Annotated in this window: 20 protein-coding genes; 7 read left to right on the top strand and 13 right to left on the bottom strand. The window is 67.1% G+C overall.

The features are described from left to right. Positions 1-13 precede the first annotated feature (13 nt). The 3 genes from EPD82_RS01850 to EPD82_RS01840 form a co-directional block, all read right to left on the bottom strand. Positions 14-985, bottom strand: a complete 972-nt coding sequence (locus EPD82_RS01850; protein WP_141054739.1) for an ABC transporter substrate-binding protein — start codon at positions 983-985, stop codon at positions 14-16. Continuing rightward, positions 982-3,042, bottom strand: coding sequence for a diguanylate cyclase (locus EPD82_RS01845; protein WP_141054736.1), 2,061 nt, complete (start codon positions 3,040-3,042; stop codon positions 982-984). Before EPD82_RS01845 ends, EPD82_RS01850 begins: the two co-directional genes overlap by 4 nt. Before the next feature lie 73 nt (positions 3,043-3,115). Next, positions 3,116-4,321, bottom strand: a complete 1,206-nt coding sequence (locus tag EPD82_RS01840; RefSeq protein WP_141054733.1) for an exo-beta-N-acetylmuramidase NamZ family protein — start codon at positions 4,319-4,321, stop codon at positions 3,116-3,118. A 50-nt stretch (positions 4,322-4,371) separates the two neighbouring features. Here EPD82_RS01840 and EPD82_RS01835 point away from each other — a divergent pair, with 50 nt between their 5' ends. Beyond that, positions 4,372-5,976, top strand: a complete 1,605-nt coding sequence (locus EPD82_RS01835) for a peptide chain release factor 3 (RefSeq protein ID WP_141054730.1) — start codon at positions 4,372-4,374, stop codon at positions 5,974-5,976. Between the two features lie 37 nt (positions 5,977-6,013). On the opposite strand, the gene EPD82_RS01830 is transcribed toward EPD82_RS01835, so the two are convergent. Genes EPD82_RS01830 through EPD82_RS01810 form a run of 5 tightly spaced genes read right to left on the bottom strand, consistent with a single transcriptional unit; the run spans position 6,014 to position 10,618 of the window. Beyond that, positions 6,014-7,219, bottom strand: a complete 1,206-nt coding sequence (locus tag EPD82_RS01830) for an ABC transporter substrate-binding protein (RefSeq protein ID WP_055422446.1) — start codon at positions 7,217-7,219, stop codon at positions 6,014-6,016. Positions 7,220-7,265: 46 nt separating this feature from the next. Beyond that, entirely contained in the window at positions 7,266-8,225 is a 960-nt protein-coding gene (locus EPD82_RS01825; protein ID WP_141054727.1) for a branched-chain amino acid ABC transporter permease, read from the bottom strand. Positions 8,226-8,236: 11 nt separating this feature from the next. Continuing rightward, positions 8,237-9,100, bottom strand: coding sequence for a branched-chain amino acid ABC transporter permease (locus tag EPD82_RS01820; protein WP_141054864.1), 864 nt, complete (start codon positions 9,098-9,100; stop codon positions 8,237-8,239). 13 nt (positions 9,101-9,113) lie between these two features. Beyond that, the gene (locus tag EPD82_RS01815) at positions 9,114-9,848 is read right to left on the bottom strand and encodes an ABC transporter ATP-binding protein (protein WP_055422449.1); all 735 of its coding nucleotides are present in this window, start codon (positions 9,846-9,848) and stop codon (positions 9,114-9,116) included. Then, the gene (locus EPD82_RS01810; RefSeq protein WP_055422450.1) at positions 9,845-10,618 is read right to left on the bottom strand and encodes an ABC transporter ATP-binding protein; all 774 of its coding nucleotides are present in this window, start codon (positions 10,616-10,618) and stop codon (positions 9,845-9,847) included. Before EPD82_RS01810 ends, EPD82_RS01815 begins: the two co-directional genes overlap by 4 nt. 31 nt (positions 10,619-10,649) lie before the next feature. Between EPD82_RS01810 and EPD82_RS01805 the strand changes: the two genes are divergently transcribed. Together EPD82_RS01805 and murB are read left to right on the top strand one after the other, a co-directional pair. Next, a complete protein-coding gene (locus EPD82_RS01805) occupies positions 10,650-11,207 on the top strand; it encodes a PACE efflux transporter (RefSeq protein ID WP_206202137.1) in 558 nt (185 codons plus the stop codon). Then, on the top strand, positions 11,204-12,250 hold the full coding sequence (gene murB, locus EPD82_RS01800; protein ID WP_141054722.1) for a UDP-N-acetylmuramate dehydrogenase: 1,047 nt from the start codon (positions 11,204-11,206) through the stop codon (positions 12,248-12,250). Before EPD82_RS01805 ends, murB begins: the two co-directional genes overlap by 4 nt. Before the next feature lie 48 nt (positions 12,251-12,298). Here the strand turns inward: murB and EPD82_RS01795 are convergent, their stop codons facing one another. From EPD82_RS01795 to EPD82_RS01785, 3 genes are read right to left on the bottom strand one after another with little or no spacing between them, the layout of a single operon-like run. Then, positions 12,299-12,619: a DUF1840 domain-containing protein gene (locus EPD82_RS01795; RefSeq protein WP_141054719.1), complete on the bottom strand. Its 321-nt coding sequence runs from the start codon at positions 12,617-12,619 to the stop codon at positions 12,299-12,301. 12 nt (positions 12,620-12,631) lie between these two features. Further along, entirely contained in the window at positions 12,632-13,189 is a 558-nt protein-coding gene (locus EPD82_RS01790; RefSeq protein WP_141054717.1) for a hypoxanthine-guanine phosphoribosyltransferase, read from the bottom strand. A gap of 29 nt (positions 13,190-13,218) precedes the next feature. Beyond that, a complete protein-coding gene (locus tag EPD82_RS01785; protein ID WP_141054714.1) occupies positions 13,219-14,019 on the bottom strand; it encodes an exodeoxyribonuclease III in 801 nt (266 codons plus the stop codon). Positions 14,020-14,101: 82 nt separating this feature from the next. Between EPD82_RS01785 and pyrE the strand changes: the two genes are divergently transcribed. Continuing rightward, positions 14,102-14,761, top strand: coding sequence for an orotate phosphoribosyltransferase (pyrE, locus tag EPD82_RS01780; RefSeq protein ID WP_141054711.1), 660 nt, complete (start codon positions 14,102-14,104; stop codon positions 14,759-14,761). Between the two features lie 95 nt (positions 14,762-14,856). Further along, on the top strand, positions 14,857-15,387 hold the full coding sequence (locus EPD82_RS01775; protein WP_141054708.1) for a hypothetical protein: 531 nt from the start codon (positions 14,857-14,859) through the stop codon (positions 15,385-15,387). Between the two features lie 39 nt (positions 15,388-15,426). On the opposite strand, the gene EPD82_RS01770 is transcribed toward EPD82_RS01775, so the two are convergent. After that, positions 15,427-19,323, bottom strand: a complete 3,897-nt coding sequence (locus EPD82_RS01770; RefSeq protein WP_055422458.1) for a DUF3683 domain-containing protein — start codon at positions 19,321-19,323, stop codon at positions 15,427-15,429. 262 nt (positions 19,324-19,585) lie between these two features. On the opposite strand from EPD82_RS01770, the gene ahpC reads away from it, so the two are divergent. After that, entirely contained in the window at positions 19,586-20,149 is a 564-nt protein-coding gene (gene ahpC, locus EPD82_RS01765; protein ID WP_141054704.1) for an alkyl hydroperoxide reductase subunit C, read from the top strand. A 168-nt stretch (positions 20,150-20,317) separates the two neighbouring features. Then, a complete protein-coding gene (gene ahpF, locus EPD82_RS01760) occupies positions 20,318-21,901 on the top strand; it encodes an alkyl hydroperoxide reductase subunit F (protein ID WP_055422717.1) in 1,584 nt (527 codons plus the stop codon). Between the two features lie 57 nt (positions 21,902-21,958). On the opposite strand, the gene EPD82_RS01755 is transcribed toward ahpF, so the two are convergent. Then, positions 21,959-23,848, bottom strand: coding sequence for a potassium transporter Kup (locus EPD82_RS01755; protein WP_055422460.1), 1,890 nt, complete (start codon positions 23,846-23,848; stop codon positions 21,959-21,961). Between the last annotated feature and the right edge of the window lie 99 nt (positions 23,849-23,947).

The raw sequence follows: 23,947 nt of genomic DNA, 5'->3' as shown, positions 1-23,947 counted from the left end.
CGTCGTTCCTGCATCACGGCGAGGGGTGGGGGAGGAAACGGGCCGAGGCCGGAACCGGCGGAGCTGCCGCATGGAGCAGCCCGGCGCGCTGCAGCAGCCCCGCGATCGTGGCGACGGAGTCGGCGAGCATGCGTTCGAGCCAGTCTCGCTGCTGCGTGAGCGGCGGGAAGACGAGGCCGACGAAGGGGGTGAAGGCCTCTTCGGGCGCCAGGCCGAAGCGCCGGGCGAGACGGTGGCGCGCGTCGATCGCGTTGTCGCGCATCCACTCGAGGCCGAGGAAGTGGGCCCGCACGAGGCGTTCGATCGCTTTCCCGTGCGTGTGCAGGACGGCGCTGCGCACGGCCAGGACGTCGAGCACGACCGGCGGCAGGGCGGCGGAATCGAAGCATGAGACGGCCCCCAGGCGGCGCAGGCGCTCGACGTAGGGCTGGTAGGTCACGGCGAGGTCGAATTCGTGCCGCGCCCAGGGTTCCAGTTGGCGCGGCGGCGAATAGGGAATACGCTGCAGGTGCCGGGGATCGAGCCCGAGGTGCTCGCACCAGGCCTGCAACAGGACCCGGCCAGGGCCGATGCGCTCCACGGCCACGCGGGCGCCGCGCCAGCCAGAGGCATCGCGGCAGGGGCCGCGTGCCATGACGTGGTCGGCGCCGGCCGAGACGTCGAGAATGCACACGACCGTCAGATCCAGACCCTGCGCCCGGCCGAGGAGGACTTCGTCGAGCGTGAGCATGGCCGCTTCCACCCGCCCGAGGCGCAGGAGCTGCAGCTGCGCTTCGGCGTCCGCCACTTCGACGAGCTGCAGGCCGGCCGCTTCGCCGGGGGCGGCGTCGACATAGAGGCGCAGCGGCTCGTAGCCCGCCCAGAGATGGTAGGAGACGCGCAGGGGCGGTTCGGGCGTACAGCCGCCGATCCCAGCGGCGGCGAGTGCCCCCGCACCGAGGGTGCCGAGCCAGCGGCGACGGGCGCGGTCGAAGGGCAGTTTCACGAGCAGACCCCGGCTTCCAGCCGCTTGTTTCCCGTGGGAGGCAAGGCGACCTGGTTCCTGCCTTCGCGCTTGGCGCGATACATGGCCTCGTCGACCCGCGCGAGGCTCTCGTCCAAAGGAGCATCGGGGTCGAGCGGGGCCACGCCGATCGAGACGGTGCCGCTGATGACCTTTCCTTGATCGTCGATCGGCAGCTGGGTGTGGGCCCAGGCTTGCCGGATCCGTTCGGCCACCTTGACGGCGGTGTCGAGCGAGGTATCGGGCAGGATGGCGATGAACTCTTCGCCGCCGTAGCGGGCGATGAAATCGGTGGGGCGAAGGTTGTGGCGCAGCACGCGGGCGAAGGCTTGCAGCATGCGGTCGCCCACGGCGTGCCCGTAGGTGTCGTTGACCTTCTTGAAGTGGTCTAGGTCGAACATGAGGAGCGCCGCCGGCCGCTTGTGGCGCTGCGCCGCCGATTGGGCTTCCTGTAGACGCTGTTCGAGGTGGCCGCGGTTGGCCAGGCCCGTGAGCGGATCGTAGGCCGCGAGGCGGCGCAGTTCTTCGAGCAGACGCATTTCCTCGGTGATGTCGTGGAAGGCGACGACGGCGCCCATCACGCGGTCGTGCTCGACGCGGGGGCTGGCGGAGACGTGCACCGGCACCGGCAGGCCGTCGCGCCGCCAGAAGACGTCGTCCTGGCGCACCTTCTGCCCCGCCTCGAGCGCGCGGTGCAAGGGGCAGTGCTCGGCCGGATAGGGCTGCCCATCCGGCCGCCGCGCGTGAAAGAGCTCGTGCGGATCCTTACCCAAGACTTCTTCCGGCCGGAAACCGAGCACTTCGGAGGCGGCGCGGTTGAAGAAGATGCAGCGGCCCTGTGCGTCGGTGCCGTAGATGGCTTCATCCACCGTCTCGAGGATGGTCTGGGTCTCGGCGAGCGCCGAGGCGAGGCGGGCGCGCTGGTGCTCGAGCTGGCGCCGGGTGTGCCACAGGCGCAGCGTGAGCAAGGCGAGCAGAACGGCCGAGAGGGCGAGCAGCACCAAGGGCAGGGCGTACTGGTGCAGCACGTCGCGCAGCTCCACTTCCACGTGCTCGAACGGCGGTACGCGAAGCCGCTGGGCGAGGCGTTCCACGCCGGCGTAGTCGGCCGGGACGGTGAATCCGCCGATGCCTGCGGCGGTGAAGCGGGGGTCGGGGATGGCATCTAGCCGGTCGGTGAGCTCGTAGAGGGCGAGCGCGACCTTGCGGGCGACCTCGGGCGAGACGTGGGGCAGGACGACGAATGCCCATTCGGGATAGAGCGCGGTGGTGACCTTGTAGGGAAAACCTGGCGGATGCCATTCGCCGAGCACCATGAGGCGAGCTTCGTCCTCGGGCGAGAGCCGCCCCTCGCGCTCGAGCGCTTCGAGAAGGCCCGTGCGCACGAATCCGGCCTCGCCCTTGCCTTCGAGCAGGGCTTGGACGACAGCGTCGTGATTTCCTTGGGGAAGGAGCGTGACGTCTTGCGGCACGCGCACGCCCTGTTCGAGCAGCCACGCGGCCTGGGCCAGATAGCCCCCGAGCCCTTTGCCCCCTGCAATTAGGACGCGTTTGCCTTTGAGATCCTCAGGGCGCCGAACGGGACCGTCGCGGCGCACCAGGATCACTCCGCCCATGGCCGAAGTCTTGACGCCGTGCTCGACCGTGATGAGGGTGGCGATGGGGCCGGAAAAGGCGTGGCGGTGTTTTTCCTGGATGTAGTGGACGGGGTTGGTGAAGAGGAAATCGATGCGGCGGGCGGCGATCTCGCGATCGAGCGCCTCGGGCGTGAGGACTTCGAGGGTGACCGGTTCGGCGAGCGCCTGCGAGAGCTCGTCGGCGAGCGGCTGCCATTGGCGCTGGAGGGTCTCGGTGGGACGGTGGCCGAAGACACCCAGGTGGTACTCCGCGCGTGCCGCGGCGACGAGGGCGAGCGAGAGGACGAGCAAGGTGAGCAGCTGCCGCGCCATCCGCGTCGGGCCGCTGGCGCTGCCTCGGGGCCGGCCATGCTGCGGCGCGGCGCGGGCGGCACGGCGAAAGATCAGGGGAAGAAAACACATGCGAATGAGCCGCTCGCCTGGGCGCGGGATGCACCGTCACCCTCATTATAGGGGAAGCATAGGGCGGATGGCGTCAACGGAGGAAGGGGGCGTGCATCTGCGCCCAGGCGCGCTCCTCGGGCACGATCATCGCGTCGAGATCGGCCGGCGTGGCCGCTTCGTCCTCGACCCACTGTCGCAGGCGCGGGCCGCCGTCGATGAGATCGATCGCCAGGCGTTCGTATTCGTACTCGTAGGGGTTGGCATGCCATAGCGGCCGATCCGGCTCGATCCGGCGCAGCGCCTTGAGCGCGAGCGCGACCAGCCGCCAGGGGCGGAAACGGCGGGGATCGTAGTGCGCCGGGTCTTCCACGTGGATCATGATCCCGCCGCAGCGCTTTCCCGCGTGCTTGTGGAAAGTCGGCTCGAAGAAAAAGGGGCGCAGGCGGCAGCCTTCCAGCCAGTGCGGGGCGAGCGTTTCCATTTCTGCGAGCAGCCGCCAGGGATCGATCCAGGGGGCGCCAAACCCTTCCAAGGGACGGGTGGTGCCGCGCCCTTCGGAGAGCGTGGTGCCCTCGATGAGCACGGTACCGGGATAGCAGCGCGCCATCCAGGGGGTGGGGGCGTTGGGGCTGGGGTTGATCCAGGTGCGCTCGCCCAGCGGCCAGCCGTAGCCGGGGGCGGCGTCCGGCTCCCATCCGGTGAGCGGCACCACGTGGTAATCCACGTCGAGCCTCAATGTGGCGATGAACCAGCGCCCGGCCTCGCCCAGCGTCAGGCCGTGGCGCATGGGGAGCCTCCCGGAACCGACGAAGCTCTCCCACCCCGGCTGCAGCAGCCCCCCTTCGATGCCGCGCCCGAGCGGATTGGGACGGTCGAGCACCCACACGCTCTTGCCGTAGGCGGCGGCCGCTTCCAGCACGTAGCGCAACGTGGTGAGGTAGGTGTAGACACGGCAGCCGAGGTCCTGCAGGTCGACGAGCAGCACGTCGAAGGTGTCCATCATCGCCGGGGTGGGGCGGCGCACCGCGCCGTAGAGGCTGAAGACGGGAATGCCCAGGCGCGCGTCGAACTCGTCGGGCGACTCGACCATGTTGTCCTGCTTGTCGCCGCGCGCGCCGTGCTGCGGGCCAAACAGCGCGGTGAGCCGCACCTCCGGCAGCGCCGCGAGTGCGTCGGCCGCGTGCATCAGCTCGCGCGTGACGGAAGCCGGGTGCGCCAGGAGTGCCACGCGCCGACCGGCGAGAGGGCGGCGCAGTTCGGGTTCTGCGAGGAGGCGGTCGAGACCGAAGCGGATCATGGTGGACGTTCCTGCTGCTAAAATGAACGATTTTCCCAGAAAAGACGGACATGGGCGACGCATTGGCAGAACGACTGGCGCAGGAGGTGGCACGGCGGCGTACCTTCGGTATCATCGCGCACCCGGACGCGGGCAAGACCACCCTCACCGAGAAGCTGCTCCTCTTTGGCGGAGCGATTCAACTGGCCGGTACCGTGAAGGCGCGCAAGTCGGCGCGGCACGCCACCTCCGACTGGATGGAGGTGGAGAAACAGCGCGGCATCTCGGTGACTTCCTCCGTGATGCAGTTCGAGTACGACGGGCATGTGATCAACCTGCTCGACACCCCCGGTCACCAGGATTTCTCCGAGGATACCTACCGCGTGCTCACCGCGGTCGACTGCGCCGTGATGGTGATCGACGCGGCCAAGGGGGTGGAGGCGCAGACGATCAAGCTGCTGGAAGTGTGCCGCCTGCGTGACACGCCCATCATCACCTTCATCAACAAGATGGACCGCGAGGTACGCGAGCCCTTCGAGCTGCTCGACGAGATCGAGTCGGTGCTCAAAATCGACTGTGCCCCCATCACCTGGCCCATCGGCAGCGGCAAGGCTTTTCGCGGGGTGTATCACCTGCTGCACGACCGTACGCTCGTGTTTCGCCCGGGCGAGGAGAAGCGCGTCGAGGCCGAGGTGATCGCAGGGCTCGCCAATCCCGAGCTCGATGCGCGCTTTCCCGCCGAAGTGGGGGCGATGCGCGAGGCGGTGGCGCTCGCGCGCGAGGCGCTCTCACCCTTCGCCCTGGGCGAATTCCTTGCCGGGCGACAGACGCCGGTTTTCTTCGGCTCGGCGATCAACAATTTCGGGGTGCAGGAGATCCTGCAGGCGCTCATCGACTGGGCACCGCCACCGCAGCCGCGCGATGCCGGGGTGCGTCTGGTCCTGCCCACCGAGGAAAAATTCTCCGGCTTCGTCTTCAAGATCCAGGCGAACATGGATCCGAAGCACCGCGACCGCATCGCCTTCTTTCGCGTCTGCTCCGGTCGCTACCACAACGGTATGAAAGCTTGGCACGTGCGTGCCGGGCGCGAGATGCGCCTGGCCAACGCCATCACTTTCATGGCCAACGAGCGCGCGATCCAGGAAGAGGCGTTTGCTGGGGATATCATCGGCATCCACAATCATGGTCAGCTGCAGATCGGTGACACCCTCACCGAAGGCGAAATGCTCGGTTTCACCGGCATCCCTTACTTCGCACCGGAGCTCTTCCGCATGGCGCGGCTGCGCGATCCCCTCAGAGCCAAGCAGCTGCACAAGGGTTTGAAGGAACTGGGGGAGGAAGGGGCGATCCAGGTGTTCGAGCTCGAGGGCGGTCAGATCCTGCTCGGGGCGGTCGGGGTGCTGCAGTTCGAGATCGTGGCCGAGCGGCTGCGCAGCGAATACGGCGTGGAGGCGATCTTCGAGCCGGCGGAGATCTACACCGCCCGCTGGCTGGTCTATCCGGACGAGGCCACGCGCGCGCGCTTCGAGCGCGAGCAGGCCCTGCGCCTTGCGCGCGACATCGACGGCAATCCGGTGTATCTGGCCTCCTCGCGCTACAACCTGGAGGTGACGATGGAGAAGTACCCGACGGTGCAGTTTCGCGCCACACGCGAGCACCGCCAGGTCTTCGGCTGAAGCGCCGCCCCGCATGGGCGCAGGGCGGCGCCGGCCATCACTTCATGCGTTCGATTTCGGCAAAGCCGCTGCCGCCTACTTTGTAGAGGACGTAGTCGCCCGGCACGTCGCCGTGCGCGTCGAATTCCTGATCCCCCGCGGCGCCTTTGTAATCGATGTCCTTGCCTTCGGCGATCAGTTTCTTCGCCTTGGCCCATTCGCCCGGCAGGATGGGTTCGCCCGGGGCGGTGGCGACTTCACGCAGCGCCTGGGGCAGTTTCGCCTTGTCGCCGCCGGCCTTCTCGATCGCCAGCGCCATGAGGAAGGCGGCGTCGTAGCTCGTGGCGGCGAAGGTTCCGTTGGGGTCGCCGCCGGCGGCCTTGAAGTCTTTGCTGAACTTCTCGAACCCGGTGCCCGTTGCCCCGGCCGGAGCCGAGACGAGAAGGGTCTTGAGATTGTCCGGGCCCAGGGTCTTGACCATGCCCTCGTCGCGCATGCCGTCGGCGCCGACGAAATTCTTGAAAAACCCGTTCTCGATCGCCTGGCGCAGGATGGTGAGCCCGGAGGAGTTGCCGTAGGCGAAGACCACCAGCGTGTCGGCTCCGCCCTTGGCGAGTTCGGCCAGATCCGAGCGGTACGAGGCTTTCTTGTCTTCATGCGCCCGGCTGGCGGTGACGGTGCCGCCCTGTTTCTTGAATTCGTCGGTGAAGGCTTCGGCCAGCCCCAGGCCGTAGTCGTTGTTGAGATAGGTGATGGCCACCTTGTCGATGCCGCGGGCCCTGATCGTGCGCGCGAGCGCCCGGCCCTGGTAGTCGTCGGACGGCACGGTGCGGAAGACGAGATCTTTGTCATCCAGCGTGCTGATCTTGGGCGAGGTTCCCGAGGAGGTGATGAGGAGCACGCCGGCCGGCACGCTCACGGAATTGGCCACCGCGATCACCGGCCCGGAGCAGGAGGGGCCGACGATGCCGATCACACCGTTGACGTTCACCGCCTTGGTGGCGGCGTCGGTGGCGAGCTGCGGGTTGCAGCCGGAATCGTAGACTTGAGGGTCGAGCTTGCCGCCGTTGCCGATACCGCCCTGGGCGTTGACCTGCTCGGCGGCGAACTTCATCGACTGCACCATCGTCGGCGCCATGCCGGCGATCGGCCCGGTGATGGCCACGAGATAAGCCACCTTGACGTTCTGCGCCATGGCCGGGGCGCTTGCGATCGCTCCGCCGAGGGCAAGGACGCTGAGCGAGGCGAGGATTTTCTTCTTCATGGTCGGTCTCCTTCGGGTGAGGTTTCGAGGGGGTAGTCGTTGGAGTTTAGCGCGGGGAAGGAGGAAGGGAAGCGGTGCGCTGCCCGCTTTCTTCCGGCAACAATCCTTCGGGGCGGAAACGCAGGATGAGCTGCAGCATCAGGCCGATGAGGAAGACTCGGATGTACTTGGCCTGGGTGGCGATGTCGGCAGGGAGCTGGTCGGTGACGAATTCCGACATCGACCAGATAAGCCAGACGATCACCGCTCCGAGGATCGCGCCGCGGTTGTTGCCCGATCCGCCCAGGATCAGCATGATCCACACGAGAAAGGTGGAAATCATGGGATCGATGGCCTCCGGGGTGATCGCGCGCATGAAATGGACGTAGAGCGCACCGGCCAGACCCATGACCGCTGCGCCGAGCACAAAGGCTTCCAGACGGCGTTTGGCGATGTCCTTACCCATGGCGGCGGCGGCCTGCTCGTTATCGCGGATCGCCTTCATCATCCGCCCCCAGGGGGCGGCGAGCTGGCGCTCCAAGGCCCAGTAGACCAGAAGCAGCACGGCGATCACCAGGGCGAAATAGGCGAACTGCGACAGGGAGTATTCGAGGCCGCCAAAGGGACGGGGAACTCCGGTGATGCCGCGGGCGCCACCCGAGAGCATTTCTTCGGTGCGCAGCACCAGCCGGATCACCTCGGCCACGCCAATGGTAGCGATCGCCAGATAATCCGAGCGGAAACGCAGGCAGATGCGCCCGATCGGCCAGGCGATGAGGGCGGCGCCGGCCATGGCGCCAAGCCAGCCGACGGCGACGGGGAGCTCCCAGCCCATGATGCGCTCGGGCGAGGGGGGCGCGGTGAGGAGCGCCGAGAGGTAGGCGCCCACGGCAAAAAACCCGGCGATGCCTGCATTGAAGAGCCCGGTCACGCCCCATTGCACGTTCAGGCCCAGGGCAAGGATGGCGTAGATGCCGATCATGGTGCCCATGAAGGTGGCGTAGTTGATGAGGCCGATCGAGGCCATGATGTCGCTCCTTACAGCACTTTGCCCTTGAAGATGCCCTGCGGCCGCAGCAGCAGGATGGCGAGCAGGATCACGAAGGCGGTGGCCGATTTGTAGGGGCCGGGCACGAGGAGTACCGAGAGTTCCTCGGCAAGGCCGATCACCAGACCGCCCACCACCGCCCCTTCCACGCGCCCCACGCCGCCCAGCACCGCGGCGGCGAACATCGACAGCATCGCCGACCAGCCCATCATGGTGGTGAGTTCGGTGTTGATGCCCAGGCAAAAGCCCGAGGCGGCCGCGAGCGCGCCGACGATGAACCAGGTGAGCCGCGTGACCCGGTCGTTGTCGACGCCGCACAGGCGCGCCAGATCGGGGTTGTCCGACATTGCCCGCATCGCCTTGCCCCACTTGCTGTAGCGCAGGAAGGCGAGCAGTGCCGCCACCAGCGCGAGCGTGAGCGCGAGCGTGGCGATCTCGCGCGGGCGCAGCATCAGGGGGCCGAAGGCTTGGGCCCGGGCGATGCCGCTGCCGTAGGCGAGCGGATCCACGCCCCAGACGACCTGGACGATGGAGCGCAGCATCATGCCGATGCCGAGCGAGGCGATCACGGTGAGGATCTTGGGCCGGGATTCGAGATGGCGGTAGAAGAGGCGGTGAATGCCATAGGCAAGGAGCGCCGTGAGGACCATCGCCACCGGCAGCGCCGCCCAGGGCGTGAGTCCGAGCAGCGCCGTCGCGCCCAGGGCGAGATAGGCTCCGCTGGTGGCGAGGTCCCCGTGGGCGAAATGGCCGAAGCGCAGGATGCCGAAGATGAGCGTGATGCCGATCGCCCCGAGTGCATAGACCGAGCCGGTCACGATGCCGGGAACGACGTAGAAGTTGAGGAATTCCATCATGGTCGGCCCTTCATCCGCCGAGGAACATCTGGGCGATTTCGGGATCTTCGAGAAGCTCGCGACCGCTGCCTTCGTGACGGTTGGCACCGGTGGCGAGCACGTAGCCGCGGTCGCAGAAGGCGAGCGCCTGTTTGGCGTGCTGCTCCACCAGCAGGATCGACACGCCCGAGTCGCGCACGTCGCGGCAGATTTGAAAGATTTGCTGCATGTACTTGGGGGAGAGCCCGGCGGTGGGCTCGTCGAGCAGCAAGAGCTTGGGCTCGAGCATGAGGGCGCGGCCCATGGCCACCATCTGGCGCTGCCCGCCGGAGAGGTCGCCGGCGAGGGCGTGGCGCTTGGCCTTCAGGTCGGGGAAGAGGGCGTAGATGCGATCGAAGGCCGCGCTCAGATCACCCTTGGAGAGGAAAGCCCCCATTTCAAGGTTCTCATGCACCGTCATCTCGCGAAAGACGTTGTCGACCTGCGGCACGTAGGAGATGCCGCGGCGCACGATACGATCCGGGCTCCAGCCGGTGATGTCCTCGCCGTCGAAGACGATGGCACCGCTGCGGATGCGCACCAGCCCGAACACCGCCTTCATCGCCGTCGACTTGCCCGCGCCGTTGGGGCCGACGATGACCACGATTTCCTGCGGCATCACCGCGAGCGAGACGCCCTGCAGGATGTCGGCATCGCCATAGCCACCGCGCACCTGGTGCATGACGAGGATGGGCTGGGGGCGGTCGCGGGCCGTGGTCGCATTCATGCGGCTTCCTCCGTCACCGTTTCGCCCAGATAGGCTTCGAGCACGCGGGGGTCGTTGCGCACGTCGAGGAATTCCCCCTGGGTGAGCACCTTGCCTTCGGCCATGCAGACGACGGGGTGGCAGAGCTTGGCGATCATCTCCATGTCGTGTTCGATGAGGATGAAGGTGTAGCCCCATTCCCGGTTGAGGATCTGGATCTTCTCTTCGAGCTTGCGCAGCAGGGTGCGGTTCACCCCGGCCGCCGGTTCGTCGAGGAGCACGAGTTTCGCGTCGGTCATCATGGTGCGGCCGAGCTCCAGCAGTTTCTTCTGTCCGCCAGAGAGATGTCCGGCGCGCTCGTTGGCCACGTGGGTGAGTTCGAGGAAGGCGAGCACCTCGATCGCCTTCTGCCGCACCTCTTCCTCTACGCGGCGAACCTTTCGCCAGTCGAACCAGTTGGCGAAGAGGTTCTCGCCCGGTTGGTGCGGCGGCACCACCATGAGGTTTTCCAGCACGCTCAGACGGTGGAATTCGTGCGGGATCTGGAAGGTGCGCACCAGCCCTTTGTGGAAACGCTCGTCGGTGCGCAGCCGCGTGATGTCTTCGCCCAGGAAACGGATGGTGCCGGCCGTGGGCGTATAGGCTCCGGCGATTACGTTGAAGAGCGTCGTCTTGCCCGCGCCGTTGGGACCGATGAGCCCGAGCACCTGCCCTTCCTCGACGCGCAGCGTGACGCCGTCGACGGCACGAAAGCCGCCAAAGGCCATCACGATGCCTTCCAGTTCGAGCATCGCCACCCTCGTCCCTCCCAGGATCCCGATCTTGGCGGGGCAGGATAGCGGAAAAACCGCCCCCTGCAAACTAGGGTTTACCTGGGGTGGGGCGGTACAATCGCCGCCGATGGAAGAGCGCAACCAGACGTTCCGGGCGAAGGATGGCGGCGTGGCCTTGCGCACCTGGCGCGATCGCCTGCGCCAGGTGCTGGCGTTCGAAGCCGGCGGTCTCGTGCTCATCACGCCGCCTTTTTCTTGGGCGAGCGGCGCGCCGGTGCTCGATTCCTTGGGTTTGCTGGCGCTCCTTGCGCTCATCGCCGCGCTGTGGAATGCCCTCTACAACACGGTGTTCGACCGGCTGGAGGCGCGTCTGGCGGGCCGCCGTGCCGACCTGCGCCCCCCTTCGTGGCGCATCGTGCACGCGCTCGGGTTCGAGGGCGGGCTCCTGTTCCTCACCTTGCCGCTGATCGTCGCCTGGACCGGCCTGGGATGGCTCGAGGCGCTCGTGGCCGATCTGGGGCTCGCGCTCGCCTATACCGTTTATGCTTACGTCTTCAACTGGTGCTACGACCGGCTCTTTCCCATCGGTCCGGATCAAGGGGAATGATGCAGCGTTTCACGGACGTCGATCTTTCGGCCTGGACTACCCTCGGGGTGCCCGCCCGGGCGCGCGAACTGCTCGTGCTGGAAGAAGAAGCCGATCTCGCCCGCTGGCGCGAGCGGCGCGAAGCCGCGCCGATGCCGGAGCTGGTGCTGGGCGGGGGCAGCAACGTCGTCTTCCTCGAAGACTTCGCCGGACGGGTGGTGCGCCTGGCTACCCGCGGGCGCGAACTGCTGGCGGAAGACGACGCGGCCCGGCTCGTACGCGCGGCCGCCGGGGAGCCGTGGGACGGGTTCGTGCGCTGGTGCGTGGCGCAGGGCTGGGGTGGGCTGGAGAACCTCGCCGCCATTCCCGGCAGCGTGGGGGCGGTGCCGGTGCAAAACGTCGGCGCCTACGGGCTGGAGGTGGGCGAGCGCATCGCCTGGGTCGAAGGGGTGGAGCGCGACACGGGGCTGGCGTGGCGGCTGCCGACCGCCGAGTGCGGTTTCGGCTACCGCACGAGCCGCTTCAAGGCGCGGGAGTCTGCTTCCCTGGTGATCACGGCGGTGACCTTCCGCCTGCCGCGGAACGAGCCGCCGCGGCTCGACTATCCCGATTTGCAGCGCCGCTTCGCCGGCCTGGGGCAAGACGTCTCGCCCGCCGAAGTGTACGCGGCGGTGGCCGAGATCCGGGCGCGCAAACTGCCCGATCCCCGCGTGCAGGGCAACGTCGGCAGTTTCTTCAAGAACCCGGTGGTATCGCCCGAGGTGGCCGAACGCCTGGCGGCGCACCATCCCGAGCTGCCGCGCCACGCCTTGCCGGATGGGCGCGTCAAGCTCGCCGCAGGCTGGATGATCGAGCGCTGCGGCCTCAAAGGGGTGCGCGAAGGGGGCGCGGCGGTGCATGAGCGCCAGGCGCTGGTGCTGTGCAACGCGGGGGGAGCGAAAGGAGCGGATTTCCTCGCGCTCGCGCGCCGCGTGCGCGAAACGGTGGCCGAGCGTTTCGGTGTGCGGCTGGAGGTGGAACCGGTGCTCGTGGGCTGCGAAGGGGTGGTGCAGCCGCTGGCGTAGCCGTTTTCCTCCGCCGGTTGGGCGGCGAGGCCGACGGTGCAGGGCGGGTCAGATGCCCCAGACGACCGGTTTCTTCTCGGCGAGCGCGCGCTTCATCATCTGCAGCAGCGGCCAAGCGCGGCGGTGGAATTCCACTGGCGGCTCCTTGCCTTCTTCCTTGGCCTTTTCTTCCTCGGTCTCGTCCAGGCCAGGGTGCGCCTGGCGGTCGGCCTCGATCGCGGCTTCGAGCTGGGCGATGGCCTGCGGCAGTTCTTCGGGCGTGAGGATGCCGCGTTCGACGTCCTTGCCGAGCATCTGCAGGATGGGTTCGGCGTGCTTGCGGTACATGACGATGTCGGCATCGGCGTCGGATTTGAAGGTGACGAGCATGGTGAATCCTCCTCAGGGTTCCCGTACGGCGTAGATGCCGTCGGCGTTGCGCCAGTACCCTTTATAGTCCATGCCGTAGCCGAAGACGTAGCGGTCGGGGATCTCCAGGCCGGTGAAGTGCGCCCGCATGCCGGGATAGGCCTTGCGTTCGTGCCGCTTGTGGCACAGCACCGCGAGATAGACGTCTTCGGCGCCTTCGTCGCGCAGGCGCTGCATCACCGCGGCGAGCGTATAGCCTTCGTCGAGGATGTCGTCGAGCACGAGCACGGGTCGCCCTTCGATGGGCGCGGTGGGTTCGACGCGCCACTCCAGCCGGCTGCCGGCGGTGGTGTCATGGTAGCGCGTGGCGTGCAGGTAGGCGACTTCCAGCGGAAAGCGCAGCCGCGGCAGGATCTGGCCGGCGAAGACGACGGCGCCTTTCATGACCACATACACGAGCGGGTCGCGTTCGGCGAGCACTTCCGTGATCTCGGCGGCGATGCGGTCGATGGCGCGCTGCACCTCGGCGGAATCGGCGATGCATTCGGCCTGGGCGAGCACGCGGCGCATGGCTTCGACTTTGGGGTTCATCGTGGCGCTCTCGTGACGAAAAGGTGAAATTATCGCGGATTTTGCGCCAGGGCGAAGGCGTAATCGACGATGAGCGGGGCGTGATCGGAGAAGCGCTCGTCCTTGTAGACCCGGGCGGCGCGGGCGGTGGCGGCGATGCCGGGGGTGGCGATCTGGTAGTCGATGCGCCAGCCGACGTTCTTTTCCCAGGCGCGGCCGCGGTTGGACCACCAGGTGTAGCCTTCTTCCGTGGCTTCGGGGTAGAGGCGGCGATAGACGTCGACCCAGCCCAGTTCGTCGAACACGCGGGTGAGCCAGGCGCGCTCTTCGGGCAGAAAGCCGGAGTGCTTCTGGTTGCTGCGCCAGTTCTTGAGATCTTTCTCGGTGTGGGCGATGTTCCAGTCGCCGCAGATCACCACCTCGCGGCCGCAGTGGCGCAGTTCGCGCAGCTTGGGAAAGAACGCCTCCATGAAGCGGAACTTGGATGCCTGCCGCTCGGGGCCGGCCGAACCGGAAGGAAGATAGAGCGAGACCACCGAGAGACCGGGGTAGATCGCCTCGAGGTAGCGCCCTTCGGCGTCGAATTCGGGCTCGCCGATGCCGCGGACGAGCTCGAGCGGGGGCGTGCGCAGGTAGAGGCCGACCCCGGCGTAGCCCTTTTTCTCGGCGAAATGAAAGTGCCCGCTGTAGCCGTCGGGGTGGCGCATGGCTGCGGCGAGGTCCTTTTCCTGCGCCTTGAGCTCTTGCACGGCAACGAGGTCGGCGTCTTGCGTGGGCAACCAGCGAAAGAAGCCTTTGTCGGCGGCAGAGCGGATGCCGTTGAGGTTCAGCGTGAGGATGCGCAGGGTCATGTCGTCTCCAGGGCGGCTTGCGGCGCGGCGGGCCGGCGCGTACCATTGCCGCCCGTTGCGTGCATGAAAAAAGGGGAAGTTCATGGATTTTAGCCGGGAATTCCTGCGCCTGGCCTGCGAGAAGGGGGTGCTGCGCTTCGGCGAGTTCGTCACCAAGGCCGGGCGGCGCTCGCCGTATTTCTTCAATTCGGGGCTCTTCGACGACGGCGCCTCGTTTCGCGCCCTGTGCGGCTTCTACGTCGAGGCGATCCGCGCAAGCGGCATCGCCTTCGACGGACTCTTCGGGCCGGCGTACAAGGGCATTCCCTTGGTGACGGGCGTGGCGATTCGTCTGGCCGAGCGCGGCCTCGATAAGCCTTTTTCGTTCGATCGCAAGGAAGCCAAGGACCACGGCGAAGGGGGGCGGCTCATCGGCGCGCCGCTGCACGGGCGCATCCTCATCGTCGATGACGTGATCTCGGCGGGCACTTCGGTGCGGGCCTCGATCGAGCTCATCCGCGCCCACGGGGCGGAGCCGGCAGGCGTCGTGATCGCGCTCGATCGTATGGAGCGCGGCGAGGGCGAGGAGTCCGCCGCCCAGGAAGTGAGCCGGCGCTTCGGCATCCCCGTGATCGCCGTAGCCACGCTCGAGGACTTGCTTGCGCTGCTTGCCGACGATCCGCGGCTGCGCGAGCACCTACCGGCGGTGCGGGCGTATCGCGAGCGCTATGGCGTGCAGGGCGAGGCGGCGCGCCGCGCATGAGAAAGTCCTCCCGGCACGCCCATGCCAAGGTGGACGTGGTATCGATCGTCCTTATCGCATATCATATGCGGATCGAGCCGTGAGGGCCGGGGACGATGGGGCGGTGGATCGGGGGTGGGGTCTTGATGGGGGCGCTGGCGGCGGTCATGGCGTCGGCCACGGCGGGCGGCCCGACCGGGGTGGCATGCTGCGACGATGCCAACGGCCGGCGCGTGTGCGGCAACCCGTTGCCCGCCGAGTGTTATGGGCGCAAATACTGGCTGGTCGACGACAGCGGCATGATCCGCAAGGTGATCGATCCGGCGGCCGAGCGGGCGCAGCGTCAGGAGGCAAGCGGGGCCGGGGCGCTCTCGCCGCAGGAACAGGGCCTGCGCCGCAAGCAGGAGCGTCTGCTGCAGGCTTTTCCGACGTTGCAGGCGTTCGATGCCTGGCGCGACGCGCAGTTGGCCGACTACGACCGGCAGATCGCCCAGATCCGCGCCCTGCTCGCCGAGGGGACGGACCCCGATGCGCTCGTGCCGACCCTGCAGCGCCTCTTGGACGAGCGGCGCACGGCGGCGGAGCGCCTCGCTGCCGAGCGCCGTGAGCTCGAAGAAGCCTTGCGCGCACAGCAGCAGGGGCGATGATCCCGGCGCGGCCCGTCCCACAGACGGGCCGCGCCAAGCTCACAGGAGCACGCGCTCGATCCCGCCGCGGTTGGCGGCCTCGACGTAGCGCTCGAGCCACTCAGGGCCGAGCAGGTGCTTCGCCAGTTCCACCACCACGTAATCGGCATCCAGCCCTCCCGCGTCGTGCTCGAAGCGGCTCAGCCCCTGCAGGCAGCTGGGGCAGGAGGTGAGCACCTTCACCGGCGTGCCCGGCGCGGCGTCGGCGCGAAGCCGCGCGGCGTCCTTCTCCAGTTCTTCCTGCTTGCGGAAACGCACCTGCGTCGACACGTCCGGCCGCGTGACGGCGAGCGTTCCCGATTCGCCGCAGCAGCGGTCGTTGAGCACGACCTCGGTGCCCAGCAGTTTCTTCGTCACCTCGATGCCGGCGTACTGCTTCATCGGCGTGTGGCAGGGCTCGTGGTACATGTAGCGCACGCCGGGAATGCCATCGAGCGCGATGCCTTTCTCCATCAGGTATTCGTGGATGTCGAGCAGGCGGCAGCCAGGGAAGATCTGCTCGAAGTGGTAGTCGAGCAGCTGGTCCATGCAGGTGCCGCAGGAGACGACCACGGTCTTGATGTCGAGATAGTTGAGCGTGTTGGCCACGCGATGGAAGAGCACGCGGTTCTCGGTGGTGATGCGCTGCCCCTTGTCGTCGTTGCCGGCGGCCGTTTGCGGATAGCCGCAGCAGAGGTAGCCCGGCGGTAGCACCGTGGTGGCGCCCACGTGGTAGAGCATGGCCTGGGTGGCCAGACCCACCTGGCTGAAGAGGCGCTCGGAGCCGCAGCCGGGGAAGTAGAACACGGCTTCCGACTCGCCCGCCGGCACCTGCGGGTTGCGGATCACCGGGATCACCGTCTGGTCCTCGATGTCGAGGAGTTGCCGTGCCGTGCGCTTGGGCAGATTGCCCGGCATGGGCTTGTTCACGAAGTGGATCACCTGCTCGCGGATCGGCGGCTTGCCCACGGTGAGCGGCGGGCGGCGCGTCTGCTCCTGGATGAGCCCGAGGCGCTTGGCCCAATGATGCGCCAGGCGCTGCGCCTTGTAGCCCCACTCGACCATGGTCTTGCGCACGAGCTTGACCGTGGTCGGGTCCTTGATCGTGAGCAGCAGCATCGCCGCCTTCGTGCCCGGGTTGAAGGAATTCTTCCCCTGCTTGCGCAGCAGGTTCCTCATCTTGATCGAGACGTCGCCGAAGTCGATGTCCACCGGGCAGGGTTTCTCGCACTTGTGGCAGACGGTGCAGTGATCGCCGATGTCTTCGAACTCGGCCCAGTGCGCCAGCGACACGCCGCGGCGCGTCTGCTCCTCGTAGAGCAGCGCCTCGATGAGCTGCGAGGTGGAGAGGATCTTGTCGCGCGGGCTGTAGAGGAGATTGGCGCGCGGCACGTGCGTCGAGCACACGGGTTTGCATTTGCCGCAGCGCAGGCAGGATTTGATGTCGTCGGCGATCGCCCCGATCTCGGTCTGCTCCATGATGAGCGACTCGTGCCCGAGCAGGTTGAACGAGGGCGTGTAGGCGCGGGAGAGGTTGCCGCCAGGCATGAGCTTGCCGCGGTTGAACGCCCCCTTGGGGTCGATGCGGCGTTTGTAGTCCCAGAAGGGGCGAAGCTGCTCCTCGTCGAGATAGTCGATCTTGGTGATGCCGATGCCGTGCTCGCCGGAGATGACCCCGCCCAGCGACTTCGCCACCGCCATGATGCGGTCGACCACGCGGTTGGCGGTCTGCAGCATTTCATAGTCGTCGGAATTGACCGGGATGTTGGTATGCACGTTGCCGTCGCCGGCGTGCATGTGCAGCGCCACGAAGAGCCGACCGCGCTTGACCTGCTCGTGGAGCTCGAGGATGCGCTCGCGCGTGGGGCGGAAGACGTCGCCGTCGAAAATGCGCATGAGCCCCGGGCGCAGTTCGCGTTTCCAGGAGACGCGGATGGAGTAGTCCTGCAGGCGGTGGAAGAGCGTGAGCGCCTCGGCCTGGTTGGTGAGTTCGCCCGCTTCGATGCCGTATGCGGCGAAGTGCGGCTCGGCTTCGGCGAGCGGCAGGTCGAGGTGGTCGCGCAGCCAGCGCCAGCGCCGGCGCACCGCGTCGACGAGCTCGAGCGCGTGCTCGCGCTTCTCGCCGATGAGCGTCTCCGGCGGCAGGTCGGCGTCGCCCGGATCGAGCGGCAGCTTGGGTTCGCGCAGGAAGGCTTCGAGCCGGTCGCACAGGGCGAGCTTGTTGTCGAGCGACAGCTCGATGTTGATGCGCTCGACGGCGTCGCAGTACTCGCCCATCTTGGGCAGGGGAATGACGACGTCTTCGTTGATCTTGAAGGCGTTGGTATGCCGGGAAATGGCCGCGGTGCGGGAGCGTTCGAGCCAGAAGCGCTTGCGCTGCTCGGGGGTGACGGCGATGAAACCTTCGGCGTCGCGCTTGTTGCACATCCGCACCACGTCGGAGGCGGCGCGCATCACCGCCTCTTCGTCGTGGCCGACGATGTCGCCCACCAGCACCATCTTGGGCCGACCGCGGCGCTTGGCCTTGGTGGTATAGCCCACGGCCTTGACGTAGCGCTCGTCGAGGTGCTCGAGGCCGGCCAGTTGCACTCCGGCTGCGTGCCCTTCGCCGCCGGGCTTGAAGTAGTCGGTGATCTCGACGATGGCCGGCACCGCGTCGCGCACCTGGCCGAAGAATTCGAGGCAGACGGTGCGCGTGACCGGCGGCATCTTGTGCAGCACCCAGCGCGCGGCCACGATGAGGCCGTCGGTGCCTTCCTTCTGGATGCCGGGGATGCCGTGCAGGTATTTGTCGGTGACGTCCTTGCCCAGGCCCGGTTTGCGCATCGTCGCGCCCGGCGCGCTGATGATCTCCTCGCCCAAAGGCGCGTAGGTGAGCCCGTCGAAGCGGCGCAGGCGGAAGTAGACCGTCTCCTGCTCGTGGATCTTGCCGAGGTTGTGCTCGAGCCGCTCGACTTCGAGCCAGTTGCCGTCGGGCGTGACCATTTTCCACCACAGCAGGTTGTCGAGCGCCGTGCCCCACAGCACCGCCTTCTTGCCGCCGGCGTTCATGGCGATGTTGCCGCCGATGCAGCAGGCTTCGGCCGAGGTGGGGTCGACGGCGAAGACGCGCCCCGCGGCGGTCGCGGCATCGGCCACGCGCTGCGTGACGACGCCCGCGCCGGTGCGGATGGTGGGGTAGCGCTGCGGCAATGGCCCTTCGCGCCCGGGCAGATCCACCTCCTCGACCGGGCCGAGCGAGGTGAGCTTCTCCGTGTTGATGACGGCCGAGCGCGCATCGAGCGGCACGGCGCCGCCGGTGTAGCCGGTACCGCCGCCACGCGGGATGATGGTCAGCCCTAGCTCGATGCAGCCGCGCACCAGCGGAGCGATTTCCTCTTCGGTGTCCGGCGTGAGCACGACGAAGGGCAGCTCCACGCGCCAGTCGGTGGCGTCGGTGACGTGCGAGACGCGTGCGTGCCCGTCGAAGCGGATGTTGTCGCGGCGCGTGTGGCGCGACAGCACGCGCAGCACGTCCTTGCGCAGCCGTTCGGTTTCGCCGAAGGAGCGCTCGAAGGCGTCGATCGCGGCCGCCGTGAGCTCGACCAGACGCGCCACGCGCGCGGCGCGCTCGGGATCGGCGGCGGCGCTTGCCACGCGCCGTTTCTCCACCTCGTCGAGCCGGTGGCGCAGGGCTTCGACGAGTGCCTGGCGCCGCTTGCGGTTGGCGAGCAGATCGTCTTCGAGAAAGGGGTTGCGCCGCACCACCCAGATGTCGCCGAGAATCTCGAAGAGCATGCGGGCCGAGCGGCCGGTGACGCGCTCGGCGCGCAGGGCCTCCAGGATCGCCCAGGCTTCCTCGCCCAGCAGCCGGATCACGATCTCACGGTCGGACAAGGAGGTGTAGTTGTAGGGGATTTCGCGCAGACGCGGGTCCATCATCCTCTCCGGGCACGGTTCGAGGGGCAATTCTAGCGCATGTCCCGAAAGGCGTCGCCCACGACGGAAGTGTGGATCATTGAGAACGCTTTAAATCATGTGTTTTTTTGATAGTTTTTAACTATCATGACGTTTGCCAGGAACGATTGGATTTTGCCTGGAACCTGACCTAGAATGGTTCGCGTGGTGACCGGCAGCAGCGCCGGGCCTCCGCCGGTCGGCCGACCGGCGCCATGTGCAAACCCAGACAGGAGGAACCGTTATGAGCTTGATCAACACCCAAGTCGTTCCGTTCAAAGTGCAGGCTTATCACAACGGCAAGTTCGTCGAAGTGACCGACGCCGATCTGCGCGGCCATTGGTCGGTGTTCGTCTTCTATCCGGCCGACTTTACCTTCGTGTGCCCGACCGAACTCGAAGACCTCGCCGATCTGTACGACGAGTTCAAGAAGATCAACTGCGAGATCTATTCCGTGTCGACCGACACCCACTTCACGCACAAAGCCTGGGCCGAGGCGTCGCCCGCCATCAAGAAAGTGCGTTATCCCATGCTCGGCGACCCGGCGCAGAAACTGGCGCGCGCCTTCGACGTGCTGATCGAGGAAGAAGGCGTGGCGCTGCGCGGCACCTTCATCATCGACCCCAACGGCGTCATCAAGGGGATGGAGGTCAACGACAACAGCATCGGCCGCAATGCCGCCGAGCTGCTGCGCAAAGTGAAAGCTGCCAAGTACGTGGCCGAGCATCCGGGTGAAGTCTGCCCGGCCAAGTGGAACGAAGGCGCCGAGACGCTCAAGCCTTCCATCGATCTGGTCGGCAAGATCTGATCGCCTGGATTCCAACCGCGGTCACTCCCGGTTGGAGCCAGATTCCGGGCGCCGACCGTCCGCACGAGGCGGCGGCGCCTTTTCCTTGCATCACGGAGACGTCGGCCGAAAGAGGCCGAGGGGCTTTTTTCATCCGAAGTTTCGACGAAGGGGGGATTTACCATGGCATTGCTCGATCAAGAAACGAAGAACGCCTTGACGCAATATCTGACCCGGCTCGCCGGGCCGATCGAGCTCGTCACGGCGCTCGACGACAGCGAGCGCGGTCGGCAGCTGGCCGAGCTGGTGCAGGAGATCGTCGCTGCCGGCGGCGGCAAGGTGACGGTGCGCGAAGCGGTGGGTGAGGAAGTCGCCGGCGGTCGGCGCCCGGCGTTCGCGGTGACGCGCCCCGGCGAAGCCCCGCGGGTGCATTTCGCCGGCTTGCCGCTGGGGCACGAGTTCGCCTCGCTCATTCTCGCGCTGCTGCAGGTGAGCGGCTACCCGCCCAAGCTCGAGCCGGAGGTGATCGAGCAGGTCAAGAGCCTGGAGTCGCCGCTCTCTTTCGAAGTGTACGTGTCGCTGTCGTGCCACAACTGCCCGGAGGTGGTGCAGTCGGTCAACACCATGGCCGCCTTGAATCCGAAGGTGCAGGCGGTGATGATCGACGGGGCGAGCTTCCCCGCCGAGGTCGAGGCCAAGCAGATCATGGCCGTGCCCACCGTCTATCTCAACGGCGAGCTCTTCGGCCAAGGACGCATGGAGCTGCCGGAGATCCTCGCCAAGGTCGACACGCAGGCCGAAGCGCGCGAGCGGGCGCGGCTCTCCCAGAAAGGCGAGTTCGACATCCTCATCGTCGGCGGTGGACCGGCCGGGGCCGCAGCGGCGATCTACGCCGCGCGCAAAGGATTGCGCACCGGGATCGTGGCCGAGCGCTTCGGCGGTCAGGTGATGGACACGCTCGCCATCGAGAACTTCATCTCGGTGAAGGAGACCGAGGGGCCCAAGCTCGTCGCGGGGCTCGAAGAGCACGTCAAGGCCTATGATGTAGATATTATGAATCATCAGCGCGCGGTACGCCTTGACGTTCCCGCCGAGCCGGGCAAGACGGCGAAGGTGGCGCTCGCCAACGGCGCCGAGCTCGGGGCCAAGGCGGTGATCCTCGCCACCGGCGCGCGCTGGCGGGAGCTGGGCGTGCCCGGCGAGCAGGAATACCGCGGCCGGGGAGTGGCCTACTGCCCGCACTGCGACGGGCCGCTCTTCAAAGGCAAGAAAGTGGCGGTGATCGGCGGAGGCAATTCCGGCGTGGAGGCGGCGATCGATCTGGCCGGCATCGTCGAGCACGTCACGCTCATCGAATTCGCCGATGCCCTGCGCGCCGATGCGGTGCTGCAGCGCAAGCTCAGGAGCCTGCCCAACGTGACCATCGTCACCAACGCCCAGACCATGGAAATTCTTGGCGATGGGAGCAAGGTGAACGCCCTGCGCTACCGCGACCGTGCAACGGGCGAAGAGCATACGGTGGAATTGGCCGGCGTGTTCGTGCAGATCGGCCTGGTGCCCAACACCGACTGGCTCGAAGGGGCGGTGGCGCGCAACCGCTTCGGCGAAATCGAGATCGACGCGCGCTGCACGACTTCCGCTCCGGGGGTGTTCGCGGCTGGCGACTGCACCACGGTGCCCTACAAGCAGATCGTCATCGCCATGGGCGAGGGGGCCAAGGCGGCGCTGTCGGCGTTCGATTATCTGATTCGGCTCGCCCCGGCGCAGTCGTAAGGAGCAAGCCCGATTTTTGGTTCGCCTCCCGTCCTTCCCGGCGGGAGGCTGTTGCGTCTACAGCAGCACTTGGGTGCCGAGCTCGACGACGCGGTTGGGCGGAATCTTGAAGAAGGCGGTGACGCTGCCGGCGTTGCGATGCAGGGCGACGAAGATCCGCTTGCGCCACTGCCGCATCTCGGGACTGGGGCGGGGAATGACCGTTTCGCGACCCAGAAACCACGAAGTGGCGAGCGGCTCGCACTCCAACCCTCTGGGGGCGGCGCCGACGAGCGCGGCTGGCAGATCGGGCTCGTCCATGAAACCATAGCGCACGATCACCTGCCAGAAGTTCTCCGGCAGCTCCCGGATTTCCAGCCGTTCCTCAGGTGGCACGTAGGGAACGTCCTCGAAGTGCACGCTGGCCACCACTACGCGCTCGTGCAGGATCTTGTTGTGCATGAGGTTGTGCAGCAAGGCGTGCGGCACGCGGTCGGGGTGGGCGTTGAGAAAGACCGCCGTGCCCGGCACGCGCAGCGGCATGCCGCCGCGCAGCGACTCGATGAAGCCGACAAGGCTCATGCGTCCGCCCTCGAGCCGCTCGATGAGCAGTTCCCGCCCCTGCTTCCAGGTGAGCATCACCACGAAGACCACCAGCCCCACGCACAGCGGGAACCAGCCGCCATCGGGAATCTTCAGCACGTTGGCGGTGAGGAAGGTCAATTCCACCGCGAGGAAGCAGGCGAAGAGCGCCACGGCGCGGGCCCAGCCCCAGCCCCAGACGCGGGCGGCCACCACGGTGGCCAAAAGCGAGGTGATCACCATGTCACCGGTCACCGCCAGGCCGTAGGCCGCCGCGAGGTTGTTCGAGGAGCGGAACCCGAGCACCAGCAGCATCACCGCGGCCATCAGCGCCCAGTTGAGCACGGGTATGTAGATTTGCCCCTGCTCGCGCTCCGAGGTGTGGCGTACTTCCATGCGCGGCAGGAACCCCAGCTGGATCGCTTGCCGGGTGATGGAGAAGGCGCCCGAGATGACGGACTGGGAGGCGATGACGGTCGCCAGCGTCGCCAGGCCCAGCATGGGGTAGAGCGCCCATTCGGGGGCCATGAAATAGAAGGGGTTCTGCATTGCGGAAGGGTCGCGCAGCAGCAGCGCACCTTGGCCGAAGTAGTTGAGCACCAGCGCGGGCAAGACCAGCAGGAACCAGCTGCGCCGGATGGGCTTGCGTCCGAAGTGCCCCATGTCGGCGTAGAGCGCCTCCGCCCCGGTGATCGCCAGCACGACGTTGCCCATCGCCACCAGGGCCATCGCGTGATGGTGCACGAGAAAGGAGATTGCGTACGCCGGGCTGAGGGCGGCGAGCACTTCCGGCGCATCGAGGATCTGGTTGAGGCCAAGGAGCGCCAGCACCACGAACCAGACCAACATCACCGGCCCGAAGGCATGCCCGACGAGCGTCGTGCCGTGGTGCTGCAGGTAGAACAGGATGAGGAGCACCGTCAGCGACACCGGCAGCACCACGTGATGCAGCGCCGGTGCGGCGATCTGCAGCCCTTCCACGGCCGAGAGCACCGAGATGGCCGGCGTGACCATGCCGTCGCCGTAGAACATGGCCGCGCCCAGGATGCCGACGCCGAGTACGACCGCCTGCGAGCGGCTGCCGGGGCGCGTGTCGCGCAGCGCGAGCGCGATGAGCGCCATGATGCCGCCCTCGCCGCGGTTGTCGGCGCGCATGATGAAAATAACGTATTTTACGGCGACGATGATGATGAGCGCCCAGAAGAAGAGCGAGAGGCTGCCGAGCACGTTGGCCCGCTCCAGGGCGATGGGATGGTTGCCGGCGAAGACTTCCTTCATCGCATAGAGCGGGCTCGTGCCGATGTCGCCGTAGACGACCCCCAGCGCTCCCAGGCACAAGAGCGCCAGTTCCTTGCCGCGGGCTTCACTCGACGGTCGATGTTCCATGGCTTTTCCTCGTTTTTTTGCGGCGCAGCCCCTGGCGCGCCGGGAGATCTTTGCCAATCTTAGGTCATCGGCGGGGGTTTGGGAACGACATAGGGCGAT

Origin of the sequence: Tepidiphilus succinatimandens (assembly GCF_006503695.1) — a bacterium.
In the GTDB taxonomy this organism is placed as follows: Bacteria; Pseudomonadota; Gammaproteobacteria; order Burkholderiales; family Rhodocyclaceae; genus Tepidiphilus; species Tepidiphilus succinatimandens.
The sequence above is the reverse complement of the archived record's forward strand: the minus strand, read 5'-3'. Positions and strand labels throughout refer to the sequence as shown.